The organism is Marinomonas sp. 15G6-16 (assembly GCF_055809555.1).
Window position 1 is genome coordinate 558137 of the sequence record NZ_CM147916.1, and the last position, 16188, is coordinate 574324.

General features: G+C 44.7%; 14 protein-coding genes and 1 pseudogene. 4 read left to right on the forward strand and 11 right to left on the reverse strand.

Annotation, left to right across the window (positions count from 1 at the left end):
* Positions 1–33: 33 nt before the first annotated feature.
* From rsgA to AC0L46_RS02730, 5 genes are all read right to left on the reverse strand, one after another.
* Positions 34–1080 carry a ribosome small subunit-dependent GTPase A gene (rsgA, locus tag AC0L46_RS02710; RefSeq protein ID WP_473505560.1) on the reverse strand — a complete coding sequence of 349 codons (1047 nt, stop codon included), beginning with the start codon at positions 1078–1080 and terminating at the stop codon, positions 34–36.
* 73 nt (positions 1081–1153) lie between these two features.
* Positions 1154–1993, reverse strand: a complete 840-nt coding sequence (locus AC0L46_RS02715; protein ID WP_473505562.1) for a helix-turn-helix domain-containing protein — start codon at positions 1991–1993, stop codon at positions 1154–1156.
* Positions 1994–2027: 34 nt separating this feature from the next.
* Complete coding sequence (locus AC0L46_RS02720) at positions 2028–2858, reverse strand: GNAT family N-acetyltransferase (protein ID WP_473505564.1); 831 nt, start codon at positions 2856–2858, stop codon at positions 2028–2030.
* 242 nt (positions 2859–3100) lie between these two features.
* Positions 3101–3988, reverse strand: a complete 888-nt coding sequence (locus AC0L46_RS02725) for a DMT family transporter (RefSeq protein ID WP_473505566.1) — start codon at positions 3986–3988, stop codon at positions 3101–3103.
* A 126-nt stretch (positions 3989–4114) separates the two neighbouring features.
* The gene (locus AC0L46_RS02730; RefSeq protein ID WP_473505568.1) at positions 4115–5596 is read right to left on the reverse strand and encodes a carboxypeptidase M32; all 1482 of its coding nucleotides are present in this window, start codon (positions 5594–5596) and stop codon (positions 4115–4117) included.
* A 252-nt stretch (positions 5597–5848) separates the two neighbouring features.
* Here AC0L46_RS02730 and trpB point away from each other — a divergent pair, with 252 nt between their 5' ends.
* Positions 5849–7111: a tryptophan synthase subunit beta gene (gene trpB, locus AC0L46_RS02735; protein WP_473505570.1), complete on the forward strand. Its 1263-nt coding sequence runs from the start codon at positions 5849–5851 to the stop codon at positions 7109–7111.
* Positions 7112–7113: 2 nt separating this feature from the next.
* A complete protein-coding gene (trpA, locus tag AC0L46_RS02740; RefSeq protein WP_473505572.1) occupies positions 7114–7902 on the forward strand; it encodes a tryptophan synthase subunit alpha in 789 nt (262 codons plus the stop codon).
* Positions 7903–7962: 60 nt separating this feature from the next.
* On the opposite strand, the gene AC0L46_RS02745 is transcribed toward trpA, so the two are convergent.
* Both AC0L46_RS02745 and AC0L46_RS02750 read right to left on the reverse strand, forming a co-directional pair.
* On the reverse strand, positions 7963–8799 hold the full coding sequence (locus AC0L46_RS02745; RefSeq protein ID WP_473507095.1) for an MATE family efflux transporter: 837 nt from the start codon (positions 8797–8799) through the stop codon (positions 7963–7965).
* 27 nt (positions 8800–8826) lie between these two features.
* Positions 8827–9290, reverse strand: a pseudogene (locus AC0L46_RS02750) (MATE family efflux transporter); the annotation flags it as partial.
* A gap of 211 nt (positions 9291–9501) precedes the next feature.
* On the opposite strand from AC0L46_RS02750, the gene zntR reads away from it, so the two are divergent.
* The gene (gene zntR, locus AC0L46_RS02755) at positions 9502–9909 is read left to right on the forward strand and encodes a Zn(2+)-responsive transcriptional regulator (RefSeq protein WP_414680833.1); all 408 of its coding nucleotides are present in this window, start codon (positions 9502–9504) and stop codon (positions 9907–9909) included.
* A 14-nt stretch (positions 9910–9923) separates the two neighbouring features.
* Complete coding sequence (locus tag AC0L46_RS02760; RefSeq protein WP_473505574.1) at positions 9924–11165, forward strand: SO_0444 family Cu/Zn efflux transporter; 1242 nt, start codon at positions 9924–9926, stop codon at positions 11163–11165.
* Between the two features lie 48 nt (positions 11166–11213).
* On the opposite strand, the gene purU is transcribed toward AC0L46_RS02760, so the two are convergent.
* The 4 genes from purU to AC0L46_RS02780 all read right to left on the reverse strand — a co-directional run bounded on the left by purU (position 11214) and on the right by AC0L46_RS02780 (position 16183).
* Positions 11214–12077 (reverse strand): formyltetrahydrofolate deformylase, encoded by an 864-nt coding sequence (purU, locus tag AC0L46_RS02765; RefSeq protein WP_414680835.1) that lies wholly within the window; start codon positions 12075–12077, stop codon positions 11214–11216.
* A 104-nt stretch (positions 12078–12181) separates the two neighbouring features.
* A complete protein-coding gene (locus AC0L46_RS02770; RefSeq protein ID WP_473505576.1) occupies positions 12182–12856 on the reverse strand; it encodes a sarcosine oxidase subunit gamma in 675 nt (224 codons plus the stop codon).
* Entirely contained in the window at positions 12849–15866 is a 3018-nt protein-coding gene (locus tag AC0L46_RS02775; RefSeq protein ID WP_473505578.1) for a sarcosine oxidase subunit alpha family protein, read from the reverse strand. Before AC0L46_RS02775 ends, AC0L46_RS02770 begins: the two co-directional genes overlap by 8 nt.
* Positions 15863–16183 (reverse strand): sarcosine oxidase subunit delta, encoded by a 321-nt coding sequence (locus AC0L46_RS02780; RefSeq protein WP_414680838.1) that lies wholly within the window; start codon positions 16181–16183, stop codon positions 15863–15865. Before AC0L46_RS02780 ends, AC0L46_RS02775 begins: the two co-directional genes overlap by 4 nt.
* Between the last annotated feature and the right edge of the window lie 5 nt (positions 16184–16188).

Here is a 16188-nt window from a genome sequence, read left to right on the forward strand (position 1 = left end):
TTTTCTCCAATAATTCATAAAATCGAATGATGGCTAATAGCCTTTTTTAAATCTTCGGGATGCGTTCTGGGTGCTATTTATTAACTTGCCAAACGCTTTGTCTTTGGATCTTTTCTCTGCCAACGAGGCGCCATTGAAAGCTTGCTCTCGCATCAGTTTTTGATAATTAATCAGGCGTCGTTCCGACAGGAGCCCAGATGCAATGGCTTGCTGAATGGCACAATCAGGTTCAGAGGTGTGTGTACAACCAGAGAAACGGCACGTATCTGCAAGCTCAGCTATCTCGCTGAAAGTCTCCTTAACGCCTTGCTCACAACGACTGAGTTGCAGCTCTCGCATTCCTGGTGTGTCCATAAGAATCCCGCCTTGAGGAAGGAGCTTGAGCGTCCTGTGAGTCGTGGTATGCCTTCCTTTGCTATCTTCTTCTCTAATGTCTCCTGTCTGCTGAGACTCATAACCAATTAACGCGTTTACTAACGTAGATTTTCCAACTCCAGACGATCCTAAAAACGCCAGAGTAGAACCGTCGTAGCAGTAGCTTTTAAGCGGTTTAATATCGCCTTTATCCAACGCATTTATCGTGTAAACCACCAACATAGGATCGAGTTCTTGAACCTGTGACCGTTTGCTATCGGAGTCTTCACATAAGTCAGATTTAGTCAGAATGACCACAGGCTCAACCATTGCTTCCCGTGCAATGGCTAAATATCGCTCGATTCTGTTAAGGCTAAAATCGTGATTGAGCGAGCAGACAATCATGACGGTATCAACATTGGCCGCTATCAGTTGTAGTGAGACTTTGGAGCCAGAGGCTTTGCGCTGGAATATCGACTGTCGCTCTAAAAGACGGCATATTCTCAATGCCTCATCGAACAATACCCAGTCACCTACGCAGAGTTGTTCATCAAAAGACAAAGGCCTTAAGCTTGATTGACCTTGCGGAGACATAACGACAATGCGATCTCTGTGCTGTTCCACAACCCGACCAATAGCGAGATTGCTAAGCTCTTCAAGATTGACTTGTTGTTGAAAGAAAGGCTTCCAGCCAAGCTGTTGAAGTGTAGGGGTTGGGCTGTTCATATTGTTGTTCCATTAAACTGTTCAGATCATAATAGTGAAACGGAAGCGAACAAGATTGAACATTTCCGGCAGATTATGTGGAGCTAACCCCACCATAAACATCAATCGTTAAACCTCGTTCTTTCTCATATGTTTTAGGGGTTAAGCCAATGTGTTTTTTTAAATAGCGAATAAGATGTGGTTGGTCACTAAAACCAAACTGAAAGGCGATCTCAACCCAATCAATGTCATCTGCATCTCGCTGATAAAGGTATTCCAACATCGCCTCAAGTTTATTCATAGATTGGCACTGTTTTAGCGTTAAGCCCGTCACTCTATTGAAACTTCTTTCTAATCTACGTTGTGAGCAATAGAGCTGGTTGCCCAGTTCAGAAATTGAGCCTGAGTTCAGCACGTTAAGTGCCTTTCGAGTAATCAGACTATGTTGATCCTCGTGACTGTTTAACGCTAAGGGTAGAAACAAACTATCTAATGTCTCACAACACAAATCTGGGTTACTTCGCGCCAGTTCAATCAGTTGCGTTTCACTCTCAAATAAATCAGCAAACAATATACTTAGCTGAACTTCGTCCACGCAATCGAGTATCGGCTGTTGGCCTGAAAATGCTGACAGTGAATAAAGAGCTCCAACATGAAATTTGACGCCAAGATGAGCAAAAGGTCTGGAGTGATCGAGTTGATAGGTCTGATGGTGAGGGAACAACCAGTGACTTCCTTTACCCTTCACCACGCCAAGATTCATATCATAGTGATAATCCTGTTTCTCTGGAGAAATAATAAGATGAGCAGACGGATCTGGGTTTAATTTGGGGTAATCGAAACTCTTGCCATCTGGTCGTTTTTCAATAAACCAATAACACTCGATGTATTTTGCTACTTCAGGTATTTTTGATGGCTTCAGCCAGTGAATCATAATGCTCTCAAAAAATGTGCGATATGGACAATCACTAAATGCTAGGTTCGTGATCAAATTCTATCTGAATTATACGGTTTAAAGGCCTTAGCCCCGCTCGATGTATTGCTTTTTGTGCTCCCAAATTGCTACTTTCCGTTGAGCAAATAGCGAGTAAACCACGTTCATTTGCTAACCCCACTAAACGGCTTAACACGCGAGTCGCTATGCCTTGGCCTCGTTCAGACTCATCAACAATCATGCCTAGATCAGCATATTTCGTCTGATATTCATCAAATAAGCGGCATTCTCCCGTTGCTAATAATGCACCGCCTTTCCAATAACCCCAAAGCTCTTTTCGTTCGATTAGGTTACCAAAGTACCCAGATAACCATTCTGCAGGCGCACCAATATTCTTCGCTGCAAATTCAACGAAGCTTGGTAACTGCTCCTGAGCTGCAAGAGCTAACTCTAAGTCTATTGCGCTTTTAGAATCGAAAGGAGCAACTTGCTGATACATTAGCGCATTCACGTTAAATGAAGAGGAATTATCAAGGCAAAGTGACAGGTAATGAGGCTCAGCTGTACTCACAAACGCACCTTTAATCAAACCGATCACCGAGCTGTTTTGCTCTGCAATCAAATTAAACAGTTCTCTCGGTTGAGTTTGAGCTGACTCTGACAAATAAAACTGCAACATATAACCGTCACCATTAATGCAGCAATAGCCCATTAATAAGTCACCCTCATAAAAACCGTAATGAGAAGACATAGGAACAAAACCAAAGTGCCACATTCCATCAAGTGGTGCTGTTGATTGCTCAAAATACTGCTTTTTAAATTCGTTAATTTCTTCTAATTCTTCAATGGGCTTAATTACTAACATGGCTATTTTTCCTAACTATAAATGTAATGTTACTGTGAAAGAAAACGCCACATCAGAGACGACGTATCGCTTTCAATAACGAAAATAGTAGGCGATGGTAGACATGAAAGATTGAACAAAAACGGCAATATGTATTAGGTGATTGCGGAGTTTAAAGGGGTCAGATCCCTTAAACACCGAGTAAAGTTATAGCGTTAACATCGTGATTATTTTTAAGGGATCTGACCCCTTTAAGTAGGTATTTAATCAGCCACCCGCTTACGCGTTAATCCTATCCCTAAAATGATTAGTATCATCGCCGCTAGGCTGTGCCATTCAATGGCTTCGCCCAATAGAAGCACGCCAGTGAAATAAGCCACAACAGGAATCACGTAATTAATGTACGAAAGAAACGTAGGGCCCGCCGTGGCGATAACAGCAAATAAGAGAATGGTGCCAAATGCAGTTGGGCCAACACCTAACCACAACAAGGATAACGTGGCTTTTAAAGAGTAACTTTGTTGCCACGGTAAATCTTGCCACAGCCACAACGGTACGATAACAATGCTGGAAATAATCATCATACCAGCCGCTTTGACAACGGGATTATAAGAAGGCAATCGTCTCACTAAAATGGCATTTATCGCATAACTAAACGTAGCGAGAAAAATCAATAAACCACTTATTAAATTACTGTGAGCACTGACCAAGGATGGCCAAAGCACAACAGCCACGCCAGTAATACCTAATACAAAACCGAAAATTTTAAATCGATTAAGGCTTTCTCCTACCACAAAATAATGAGCCAAAATCATGGTCGCCAACGGCATAAATGCCATCAACAATCCCGTAATACCTGAACTAATGTCCTTCTGGCCTGTGGAAATCAGAAAAAATGGTAACAGATTACCCATAATACCCAGCAGCAAAAATACCGCCCAAGCCAACGGCTCCACCGGCAAGCGCCAACCCTTGGCATACATAAAGAGCGTTAGAATAATCGCTGCAATCAAGACTCTGAGAGAGACTATCGCCACCGGACTAAAGCTTTCCAATGAGACAGCAGTAAACATAAATGACGTCCCCCACAGCAGAATGAGTAACAGCAGTGAAAGCCAGTTTTTAAAAGTCGGAGTGTCGTTGTGAGCCATGTAATTGATCCAATTAGTATTATTACCGCATACATCGCTTTAAAGGAGTCAGATCCCTTAAACACCGAGTAAAGTTATAGAGTTAACATCGTGATTATTTTTAAGGGATCTGACCCCTTTAAGTCATTACAAGTAGCGTTCTTCCAGATGTTTTTTAAAGTGCGCGGCATTGAGTGTTTCACCTGTGGCGCGTTTCACTAATTCATCCGTGGTATGAAGCGATGCTTGTGACCAGATGTTGTCGCTGAGCCATTGGAAGATGGGGCTTAGGTCGCCGCTTTGAATGGCTGCTTCTATATCGACTGTGTTTGTCATGGTCGCTTTGTATTGAGCGGCGTACATGGCACCAAGTGTGTAACTTGGGAAATAGCCAAAGGCGCCATCTGTCCAGTGAATGTCTTGCATACAGCCGTTTTTGTAGTTGTCTTTGGTTGAGATTCCAAGGGACGTTTTCATTTTCTCATCCCAAATCTCTGGCACGTCTGTGTGTTCAATCACACCGTTGATCAGGTCACGTTCGATCTCATAACGCAGGATGACGTGTGCTGGGTAAGTCAGTTCGTCGGCGTCCACTCGGATAAAGCCTTTTTCAACGCGAGTGTAGAGTTTGTAGAGGTTCTCTTCTGCGAATACTGGGTCTTTGTGTGCGTTGAAAGCGTCAGCAGAAAGGCGAGACAAATGGGTGATGAAATCTTTGCTGCGGCCAATTTGCATTTCAAAGAACAAAGACTGGGATTCATGAATTCCCATGGAGCGGGCTTCGCCAACTGGCAAACCTGAAAAGGCTTTTGGTAAACCTTGCTCATAACGCGCGTGGCCGGTTTCGTGAACGATGCCCATGAGCGCTTGTACAAAGTCACTTTCATCATAGCGCGTTGTGATGCGTACATCGGATGGCACGCCTCCGCAAAATGGGTGCACACTTTGGTCAAGGCGGCCATGGTCGAAATCAAACTTTAATAGCTTCATGATTTCTAAACCCAGTGATTTTTGCGCGGCGGTTGAGTAAGTGCCCGATGGCATTATGATGGATTCAGATTGTTGTTTGATGAGTGCTTTTTCGATCAGTTCTGGCAACCATGTTTTTACATCGGAAAAAAGCACATCAAGCAACGCCGTCGTCGTGCCCGGTTCGAACTTGTCGAGCATGGCATCATAAGAGGTTAAGCCAAGCGCTTCACCTCGGATTTTTGCCTCCTCGCGTGATAAGGCAACCACTTCTTTCCAGTTTTTCTCGAAGCCTATCCAGTCGTTTTCTTGGCGTTGTGATCGCCATGCGTGTTCGCATTTTGAACCAGCGATAGATTGCGCTTGTACCAAGTCTTCTGGCAAAAGCGTAGCTTGTAGCCATTGGCGTTTCATTTCTCGCAAGCTGGCGCTTTGCTCTGTGGTTAATGCTTCGTTTTCTGCATTGTTAAACCACTCGCCAAGTTGTGGCTGAGTCGATAAACGATGTACATGAACAGACAATTCCGCCATGGCATTTGAACGAGCTTCGTTGCCACCAGCAGGCATATTGGCCGCGGCGTCCCAGCCTAGCATGGCTTGAGCATGATTAAAGTGGCTAATAGTTTGATAGTGGGCGGTGAGTTTTTCGTAATGTGACATAAAATTCGGCTCTGCTTGTTCGAGGCTGTTATTTAAAAACGATTATCCGCATCTTATTACATCCCTCTTTCGTGGAACAGACCAAGCTAAAAACAAGCACAATAAAGGTGACTCACAATTACTAAACGCAATGGTAAAGAAATTTAACTATCCCCTATTGACGCGAGCCTTAATCTCAATTAACTTTACCATATCGTTTAGTTAATAATTGAGACGAAGATGACATTTCGTCCGTTCCAGTAGGAGTCTTTCATGAAAAGCAATAATGGTTATTACGGAGAATTTGGCGGCAGCTACATTCCCGAAATACTCTACCCTAGCCAACAACAAATCCTTCACGCCTTTGAAGAAGCGAGAAATGACCCAGAATTTATTGCAGAACTGAAAGACACTTGGCAGAACTATTCTGGTCGTCCTACGCCGTTAACCTTTTGCAAGAACTTAACGGAGCATTTTGGTGGTGCTCAGATTTACCTAAAACGCGAAGATTTAAACCAGTCTGGCGCGCACAAAATGAACAATGTAATTGGCCAAGCTTTATTGGTTAAACGCATGGGAAAAAAGCGCGTTATTGCGGAAACAGGCGCAGGTCAACACGGTGTTGCAACGGCTTTGATCGCCGCACGTCTTGGCTTGGAATGTACCATTTACATGGGCGCGAAAGATGTAAAACGCCAATATCCAAATGTATTCTGGATGAAGCAGCTTGGCGCAACCGTTGTATCTGTGGCCGAAGGTTCACAAACACTGCGTGATGCTCTCGATGAAGCCCTACGTGACTGGTCTTCTAGCCATGAGGAAAGCCATTATTTGATCGGTACAACCTGTGGCTGTGCGCCTTTCCCTGAAATGGTGGCCTTTTTTCAATCCGTCATTGGTGAAGAAGTAAAAGAACAAAGCCAAGCGCAATTTGGACAATATCCAGATCGTTTGTACGCTTGCGTAGGTGGCGGCTCTAATGCCGCGGGGATTTTCCTACCCTTTTTAGATGAAGAAAAAGTGGAAATGGTCGGCGTAGAAGCAGGCGGAAAAGGCTTAGAACTAGGCCAACATTCCATTCGTTTGTCTCACGGTTTAGGCACGAAAGGGATCGCCCAAGGTTTTGCGACCATGTTTTTACAAGATGCAAACGGTCAATTGCAAGACACTCATTCTATCGCTGCGGGTTTGGATTATGTGGGTGTTTCACCGATTATTGCACACCTTGCACAAGAAGGCCGTATTCAAATGAAGTACTCCATGGACGATGAAGTCGTTGATGCTTGTTCATTATTGTTACGCAAAGAAGGCATTATTCCTGCGCTTGAATCATCTCATGCGTTGGCAGGTGCTTTTAAAGACGCGCCAAACTTGCCAAAAGACAGCCGCATCGTTATTAACCTTTCTGGTCGTGGCGACAAAGACATTTTCAATGTGGCAAAAGCCATGAACGATGAAACCTTCCCTGAATTCTTGGAAGATTATTTGGCTGACTACAAAGAACATCTAAACCACTCAGATAAAGGAGAAGCCTAAGCATGAGTCAATTAGCGAACTACATCAGCGAAAAGCGCCAGCAAAAGCCAATCCTATCCATGACACACGTGGTTTATGGTTATCCGTCTATTCAAGAAAGCCTTGATTGGATGGCGACCTTATTAGCAACAGGTGCGGACTTCATCGAAGTTCAGTTTCCATTCTCGGACCCAGTTGCCGATGGCCCAACCATAGTCGCGGCTTGTCACGGTGCACTGCATGAACAAAACCCAAGCGTCGAGCAATGCCTCACAGACATTGGCAAGCTCAGCCGCGACTTTCCAGAAAGCCGCATTGTACTAATGAGCTATCTCAACCCTATGTACCATTTTGGTTTGGAAAAGTTAGTCGCTCGTTGTGCTGAAGAGAACATTCTAGGTTTAATTTTGCCCGATCTGCCTTATGAGCAAGCGGCGGATTTACGCGCTTACTGCACCGAAAAAGGCATTGATCCAGTTTGGCTAGTAACGCCAGTTACGCCAAAAGATCGACTCGCATTTTTAGCCAGCGAAGCCAGCGGCTTCCTGTATTGTGTGGCGCGCTCTGGCGTGACAGGGAATTCCAACCACAATGGCGAGAAGCAGCAATCATTAGATGAGTATCTAGCGGAAATTGCTCAACACGCTAACGCGCCAATGGGCGTCGGTTTTGGTATTCGTGAGCGATCCCATGTTGAAGCCCTTATCGACAAAGTCGATGTGGCCATCATTGGGTCGGCTTTATTAGATGCCTATAACCAAGGCGGAAAAGAAGTAGGATTGGAACTGTTCAATCGCTTATTCAATGAATAACCAGTCTGTTTAATACATACTAGAAACAGGCAGATAAAACGTTTTATCTGCCTGTTTTTTTTACGCCAAATAACTGTCTAAGCGTTTCTGTAACGTCTTTCTGAACGAGTAACACTTCAACAATTCATCGAACAAAATAATGCCAAACACAATATAAAGCGGCGCGCTAAGGTAAATCATCAAGGCGCATAAAGGCAGCGCAATCAGCCATTGAGTAATGATGTTAATGCGCACAATCATGTAGCTGTCGCCCATGGCACGGATCATGTTGCCGCAGAACATATTATTGGTTCTGACCAGAGGCAATATGATGTAAATCGGCGCAATAATGCTCAAGGCGGTTAATGTCTCAGACGACAAGTTCGGATAAAAATAAGGGAAAGACACACTTAACAGAAAGAACCCCAAGGCAATAAACACGGCAATAATGCGTGTCACCATGAGCGATTGATAAACAAAAGGAGGAATACTGGCAAACTCTTTTCTACCTAAATATTGGCTCACCATGATGGTACTGGCTTGCGCCCATGTATTAGCAAACATGGAACCAAACTTGATCCAAGGCAACACCAAAGTAATGGCCGCGTAAGCAGGCACAGGCAGTTGTGCGAACAAGATTTGAAACAAGAGCAACCCAGTCAATAAGACAATGAAGTTCGCCACAATGGGCACCACTTCTTGAATATGAGCAATGATAGATTCTCGGCTCAGCACACTAAAGCCCATTACATTCCCCAATTTTTTCTCTTGAAAAAATCGATAGGCAAGATAAAAAAAGCGAATACCAATAGCGGCAACACTGCCAAGTGCGGCGCCTTCCAGCCCCATTTCTGGCGCGCCCCACAAACCATGAATGAGCACTGCACTGCACACCACGTTAAAGGGAATTTCAATCATGAAGCCGTATAAAGGAATGCGCGTTTTCTTATTGGCGTTAAAGTAACAAACTACCACGCTTGAAGCCGAGGAAAAGACCAGCAAGAGCAAAGAAATATAGATGTAATCAATGGCTTCTGAGGCGACCACAGCATTATCGGTTATGCGCGTCACAATCACTTCTGCCAGTAGAAATAAACTCACCAGCGCCATGCTAGAAAAACCTAGATTAGTCATCCATCCAGACGCCATTTCCAAACCGACTTTTTTCTATCACCTGCTCCCACTGCTCGGGAAAGCACCAGTTGTGTGCCGTTCGCGATAGCCGCTTGAATACCAAGAATGAAGGCGACGATCGCGCCGGCAATACCAAAAGCAGCAATGGGTTGTTCACCTAAAGAGGCAATGAGAAGTAAATCAATAATGGTGACAGACTGCATTAAAAGCGCATTGCAAGTCATCGGCCACGCCAGAGAGGCGTTCTGCACAAGAGTTTTTCTAGAAAGTTTCATAGGTCTACGCGTTATTGTTTTTAGAGAGATACGAAAGAAATGTTACAAAACGTAATATAGCACGGAAGCTTAAAAGCCCAACTTTATTCTTCCATATCAAGATGATTTCAACTTTTTATGCATTAGACGCTTGACCTTGGATCTTACTTCAAGGTTTATACTTAACCACATTGATACAAGACATTTAGAAACTCAAATCACAGGAGTGACTATGTACAAAGTAGGCGAACTCGCGGCTCTGTTTAACATCAGCGCAGATACCCTCAGGTTTTATGAGAAGAATGGCATTTTAAAAGCCTCAGAGCGTTCAAGCAGCGGCTATCGACTCTACACAGAAGCCGATAAAGACAGACTGGATTTTATTCTGAACGCCAAGTCGGCGGGCTTTACCTTGGTCGAAATTTCCGAACTGCTTGTTATAGAAGTCAACAAAGACCAAAGAACCTGTCGCGATACCAAGGTACTGATTGACCATAAACTCAGTCATGTACAAGAGAAAATACAAGAACTGCAACGCATCGAAAAAGCCCTAAAAACATTGTCTGACTCCTGCGTGGGGGATTCTACCAGTGCGCTTTATTGCACGATTTTAGAATCTTTAGAAAGTAAGAAAATTTAAGAAAAGGTATTCCTATGCTACTCACAAATTTCATTGAGCTGTTCCTAGATTCTGCTCCTTGGTTGTTAATCGGGTTGGTTTTTGCAGGCGTATTGAAAAGCTTTATTCCAATGGCGTGGATGAACAAGCAGTTGGGCAACAACAAAACCTCATCTATCTTTAAGGCCGCTTTATTCGGTGCGCCTTTGCCATTGTGTTCTTGTGGCGTGATTCCTGCCGCCATTGGTCTACGACGGGCTGGCGCGTCAAAGTCAGCAACCACTTCGTTCTTAGTTTCCACACCAGAAACAGGCATTGATTCCATCTCTCTTTCTTACGCTATGTTAGGGCCTTTTATGGCGATTATTCGCCCTATTGCCGCTGTCAGCAGTGCGATTTTGGCAGGTTTATTAGTCAGAAAAGAAGACATGCTGGATTCTCCAGCGACTGAACCAAAGGCGCAATCTAGCTGTTGCTCGACAAAAACCACTACAGAGAAAAAAGAGCCAGAAAAGAAAGAGAAAGCAAGTTCTAGCTGTTGCGCTTCTCAAGCAAAAGAAACCGTCGAAGTGACTAAAACAAGCTGTTGCTCGACAAAACAACCTGTTGAAGAAAAAGCACAAGAAAAACCAAACTCAAGCTGCTGCTCTTCAACACAAACAAAAGAGCCAGCGGCTGAAAAGACACCTAAAAAAGCAGACGTGACAGCAGCAACACCAAGCTTTATGGAGAAAATTAAATCTGGATTAAGCTTTGCCACCAGTAATCTGGTTAGAGACATCAGCATTTGGTTGATCATTGGCTTGTTCTTCGCCGCTTTAATAGAAACCTATGTGCCTTCTTCCTTCTTAGCTCAATGGGGCAACGGCATTATCGCAATGCTTGTCATGGTGGTGATTTCTATTCCAATGTACATTTGTGCCAGCGCTTCTACGCCAATTGCCGCAGCCTTGTTATTAAGCGGTGTTTCACCCGGTGCGGTATTGGTCTTTATGTTGGCTGGACCTGCGACTAACATTGCAACATTGGGCGTGGTCTATAAGGAATTAGGAAAACGTAGCCTAATAGGTTACTTATCTGGTGTCTTGATTGGCGCTCTGTTTTTCGGCTGGCTGACTGATTTACTGGTCAATAAATTCGCCATTAATGTTACCCCATTAATAGGCCATGACCACCAGCTTTTGCCTGAGTTCATCACTATAAGCACAGGGATTTTACTTGCTATATTGATGATAAAAGAAGGCGCGAAATCCATCGTAAAATGGAAACGCGCCTAAGCATAAAAGCATTAATGAATCGGAACTAAAGTGATCTTTGAAGCAGTATTAACCTTCAAAGATCACAGTCCGTTTGCCATTTAAAAACACACGCTTTTCGATATGACATTTCACCGCATTAAACAAAGTCACCCTTTCCACATCTTGGCCTTTCGCCACTAAATCTTCTGGATAATAAGCGTGATTCACCGTCTGGATACCTTGGGAAATAATTGGCCCTTCATCTAAATCATTATTCACGTAATGCGCGGTTGCTCCCACCATTTTCACCCCTTTTTCCCAAGCTTGATGATAAGGACGCGCGCCTTTAAAACCTGGCAACAAAGAGTGATGAATATTAATGGCTCGACCATCTAAATATTCGCACATACTAGGAGACAACACCTGCATATAACGAGCAAGAACAACCAGCTCCGTGTCGTATTCTTCAATCAGTTCTCGAACTTTCGCCTCTTGCTCAAGTTTGGTTTCTGCTGAAATAGGCAGGTGATAATAAGGAATCCCATGCCATTTCGCTAAAGGCTCTAAATCTGGGTGATTCGAAATAATCACAGTCACTTCGATGTTGAGCTGACCTGTACGGAATCGATACAACAAATCATTTAAGCAATGGTCATATTTGGACACCATAATCGCGACTTTAGGCTTATGGTCGGGCGCAGTTAGCTGCCAATCCATATCAAATTCTGTGGCACGCTTTTCAAACTGTCGTGCAAATATAGCCTCGTCAAAACCATCATGAGGTAAAAATTCGATACGAATAAAAAATCGCCCCGACGCTCTGTCATCAAATGAGTGAATTGCATCCACATAATGACCAGAACCAGCTAAGTAACGTGTTACCACATCCACTGTACCGATAATGCTTGGGCAGCTCGCGGTAAAAATCCAAGGCGCAGTATTCGATTTCATATATAAGATCTCATAAAGGTAACATTAGTGTGTAAGAGATCGGTCAGTCATTCATCCTGAACAACCAACCTACATCACTTATTTAAGAAAGGAATAAAAAGAGACTAAGACGCTTCTACAACCAAGCCATATTCTAGGCTAGCGTCTTGAATCCAAAGCCAAACATAGTCAGCAAAGCTACGTCGAATCACCAGTTCAAAGCGATTCTCGTCCAATCGACGCATGGTGGTTGTGGTTTTCGCAAACAAGGTAGACACCACTTTTCCAATAGGAAAAGCCGTGATGTACAAATCCACTGGCGTAGACTTTTGCAACAACTCAACAACCTTGTCACCAGACAGCTCTAAAACAGTCGAACCACCGCTGCTATTCACCAATGAATAATGCCCCGGCATTTCGTCACGAAAAGCCGTTTCAATATCAAAGGTTTCCAATCCTGGCACTAAAATCAGCCATTCATCTGGCGACATCCAACGAATAGAGTAATCGCCCTTTTCGACTGAAGTCAGCGGTGTGAGTGGCAAACCCAAGCCCAACACACGCTCAACAGCGGCTAATTGATCAGCATTGCTTGGATTACAGCGTAACGTCAAATGACCTAATAATTTATGCTCACGAAGGTGAACACCACCAGTTTGAGCACCTTGCTTTGCCAGTGTTTCAAAATCCGCATGATGAAGTGGTGATTGCCCTTCAATCTCTGAACCGGGAATTTGATTCATTACCGCGGCTTTTGTCGCAGCACTTTCTGCTGCCGTCATTTGATTCACATCAGACATTTTGACGCTCCCCTTTCGGATCAAAGAAGATCGGGCTGCAAATTTCAGCTTCAATCATGGTGCCATCAGCCATTGGGTAATAAACCGTTTCACCCATTTTATCCAAGCCTCCTTTTATGAAGCCCATGGCAATGGAATGCCCAAGCGCTTCACTCCAATAACTCGAACTAATATGGCCTTCAATCGGTATTGGCATTTTCGCCTTCGGATCTAATATTGCAGCAGATCCTTCAGGAATCACTTGTTTTGGATCTTTGGTTTTCAAGCCGACTAACTGCTTACGATTTTCTCGAACGCAATCAGAGCGATTCATTCCACGCTTACCTATGTAACTAAAAGGCTTCTGATTCGACACACACCAACCCATGCCTAAATCGTATGGCGTAACCGAACCATCTGTATCTTGGCCTGCGATAATGAAACCTTTTTCAGCTCGAAGAATGTGCATGGTTTCTGTTCCGTATGGCGTTAAACCGTATTTCTCGCCCGCTTCGATTAGTTTTTCCCAGACCGCCATTCCGTAGTTGGCTTGGACGTTAATCTCGAACGATAACTCTCCCGTAAAGGAAATTCGGAACACTCGTGCAGGCACGCCCGCCACGGTGATCTGTTTCCAATCCATATAACGGAAGTTGTCGTTGCTGACATCAAAATCGGTTAATTCTTCCAACAATTTACGGCTGTTTGGCCCAGTGATTGTGGCAGTAGACCAGTGATCTGTGACTGTGTTGAAGTAAACTTCCAGCTCTGGCCATTCGGTTTGATGGTAAAGCTCTAACCACTCATAAACATGGGCTGCGCCGCCTGTTGTGGTCGTCATCACAAAGTGATTTTCACCTAAACACGCGGTAACGCCATCGTCGAATACCATGCCGTCTTCGCCACACATTAATCCGTAGCGACATTTTCCAACGGCCAATTTAGCCCACGCATTGGTGTAAACACGGCCCAAAAATTCACGGGCATCTTTGCCTTGAATGTCGATTTTACCCAAGGTTGAAGCGTCCAAAATTCCGACCGCATTACGCACAGCCAAACATTCTCGATTCAATGTCTGTTGCATGGTTTCGCCTTCTTTCGGGAAATACCATGGACGCTTCCACTGACCAACATCTTCAAACAAGGCGCCTTGTTCAACGTGCCATTTGTGCATCGCCGTATAACGTTTTGGCTCAAATAAAGCACCACAGTGGCGACCAATAACGGCACCAAATGCAATCGGCGTATAATTCGGACGAAATACCGTTGTGCCCGTTTCTGGGATGGATTTATTCAACGCCTTCGCCGCAACAGCCATACCATTGATGTTGCCCAATTTACCTTGATCTGTACCAAAGCCCATGGCGGTATAACGTTTCACGTGCTCAATGGCTTCAAAGCCTTCACGACAAGCGATTTCAATGCCAGCCGCTGTCACATCAGTTTGATAATCCACAAATTGTTTAGGCGCTTGAGACGTTGGCTTCAAATGCGGAATATGGAATAAGCTCATAGGCGGCGTGATGTCTAAGGTTTTCACCTCTGGCAAAGTCACCTCTGCTGCGACCAAACCAAGACTTCCCAAGGCTTGCTTGCCTGCGGACAAACCTTCTTCTAATACTTGTGAAGTTTCATATTGGCCATTAATGCCACCAGCCGTAAGCTGTTTCTGTATTGTTGGTCCTGGCAAGAAGCCCACCACAGAGTCGCTCCAAACAGGTCGGCAACCTGTATGGCAAGATAAGTGAATAACTGGGCTCCAACCACCAGACGTCGCAACCGTATCGGCTTTTAGTTTCGCGATTGAGCCAACCACTTGGCTGCCATCGTCACTTAACTTAGCCACAGACACACTGGTGACACGCTTGCTGCCCTGAACTTCAATGACACCAGAGCCAACCATGATAGAAATGCCTCGCTCACGGGCTGCCTGAACCAATGTGCCTTCTGGATTCTTGCGAGTATCAACAATCGCCACCACATTACGACCAGCATCCGCCCAATCTATAGCCGCTTGATAGCCATAATCATTGGTCGTCATCACCACTAGCTCATTGCCCGGCACCACACCATAGCGATTGATATAAGCAGAAACCGCGCTGGAAATCATACAACCTGGAACATCGTTATTGGCATAAACCAAAGGACGCTCATGGGCGCCTGTTGCTAACACAACCCATTTTGCTCGCACGCGGTGCATACGCTGACGAACATGATTTACAGGCGCGATGTCGGCCAAGTGATCTGTTCGACGTTCGTGAACTGTCAGGAAATTATGATCGTGATAGCCGTTTACCGTCGAGCGCGGCAACATGGTGACATTGTCATAAGAACCTAACTCTTTCACCACAGATTCAACCCATTCTGTAGCTGGCTTACCATCTAATGTTTCGGCACTGTTTAATAAACTGCCACCGAATTCATTTTGTTCATCTGCAATGATGACACGAGCACCACCGCGAGCCGCCGTTAACGCGGCAGCTAAACCTGCTGGTCCAGCCCCCACTACCATCACGTCACAATGTTGATTCATGGTGTCGTAAGTATCTGGATCCACTTCCTTAGGCGCGCGCCCCATTCCTGCGGCTTTACGAATCATGGACTCATAGGTTTCCCATAAAGACTCTGGAAACATAAACGTTTTGTAATAAAAACCGGGAGGCATCATATTCCCGCCGATTTTACCAATCATGCCCATGACATCCGTATCCACACTTGGCCAACCATTGGTAGATGTGGACACCAAGCCATCGAACAATTCTTGCTGAGTTGCGCGAACGTTAGGAACTTGCGTGGCTTCCGTAGCGCCCAATTGCAGCACGGCATTTGGCTCTTCTGCACCCGCAGCAACAATGCCTCTTGGGCGGCTGTATTTAAAACTACGCGCGACAACATCAATGCCGTTGGCCAACATAGCGGAAGCCAAAGTGTCACCTTGGTAACCTGTATATTTTTTACCGTTGTAGGTAAAAGTAAGCGGTTTAGAACGGTCAATTCGACCTACGCTATCGAGGCGATTCTGTTGTGTCATGATTGCACTCCTAACGTATCCTGTGGCGGAACAGCATCAGCAACGACAGAAGGTTGCTCGCCAATTTTATAAACTTCTTTGATTTCATAACTCTGAGTGTCGCGGGTCATATTGAAGAACTTCCGACAACCCGCCGCGTGAACCCATAATTCATGGTGAAGACCTCGTGGGTTTTTGCGAAAAAACATATACTCGCCCCACTCTTGATCAGAGCAAGCTTCTGGATCTAATGGGCGAGCAATGTGCGCCTGACCAACGGCATGAAACTCTTCTTCTTCTCGATATTCCGCACAATGCGGGCAGTAAATATGTAACATTTTGA

What these genes read in the sequence shown, in the direction of transcription:
- rsgA (WP_473505560.1), bottom strand. Translation starts at nt 1,080, where the DNA reads ATGAACAGCCCAACCCCTACACTTCAACAGCTTGGCTGGAAGCCTTTC.
- AC0L46_RS02715 (WP_473505562.1), bottom strand. Translation starts at nt 1,993, where the DNA reads ATGATTCACTGGCTGAAGCCATCAAAAATACCTGAAGTAGCAAAATAC.
- AC0L46_RS02720 (WP_473505564.1), bottom strand. Translation starts at nt 2,858, where the DNA reads ATGTTAGTAATTAAGCCCATTGAAGAATTAGAAGAAATTAACGAATTT.
- AC0L46_RS02725 (WP_473505566.1), bottom strand. Translation starts at nt 3,988, where the DNA reads ATGGCTCACAACGACACTCCGACTTTTAAAAACTGGCTTTCACTGCTG.
- AC0L46_RS02730 (WP_473505568.1), bottom strand. Translation starts at nt 5,596, where the DNA reads ATGTCACATTACGAAAAACTCACCGCCCACTATCAAACTATTAGCCAC.
- trpB (WP_473505570.1), top strand. Translation starts at nt 5,849, where the DNA reads ATGAAAAGCAATAATGGTTATTACGGAGAATTTGGCGGCAGCTACATT.
- trpA (WP_473505572.1), top strand. Translation starts at nt 7,114, where the DNA reads ATGAGTCAATTAGCGAACTACATCAGCGAAAAGCGCCAGCAAAAGCCA.
- AC0L46_RS02745 (WP_473507095.1), bottom strand. Translation starts at nt 8,799, where the DNA reads ATGATTGAAATTCCCTTTAACGTGGTGTGCAGTGCAGTGCTCATTCAT.
- zntR (WP_414680833.1), top strand. Translation starts at nt 9,502, where the DNA reads ATGTACAAAGTAGGCGAACTCGCGGCTCTGTTTAACATCAGCGCAGAT.
- AC0L46_RS02760 (WP_473505574.1), top strand. Translation starts at nt 9,924, where the DNA reads ATGCTACTCACAAATTTCATTGAGCTGTTCCTAGATTCTGCTCCTTGG.
- purU (WP_414680835.1), bottom strand. Translation starts at nt 12,077, where the DNA reads ATGAAATCGAATACTGCGCCTTGGATTTTTACCGCGAGCTGCCCAAGC.
- AC0L46_RS02770 (WP_473505576.1), bottom strand. Translation starts at nt 12,856, where the DNA reads ATGTCTGATGTGAATCAAATGACGGCAGCAGAAAGTGCTGCGACAAAA.
- AC0L46_RS02775 (WP_473505578.1), bottom strand. Translation starts at nt 15,866, where the DNA reads ATGACACAACAGAATCGCCTCGATAGCGTAGGTCGAATTGACCGTTCT.
- AC0L46_RS02780 (WP_414680838.1), bottom strand. Translation starts at nt 16,183, where the DNA reads ATGTTACATATTTACTGCCCGCATTGTGCGGAATATCGAGAAGAAGAA.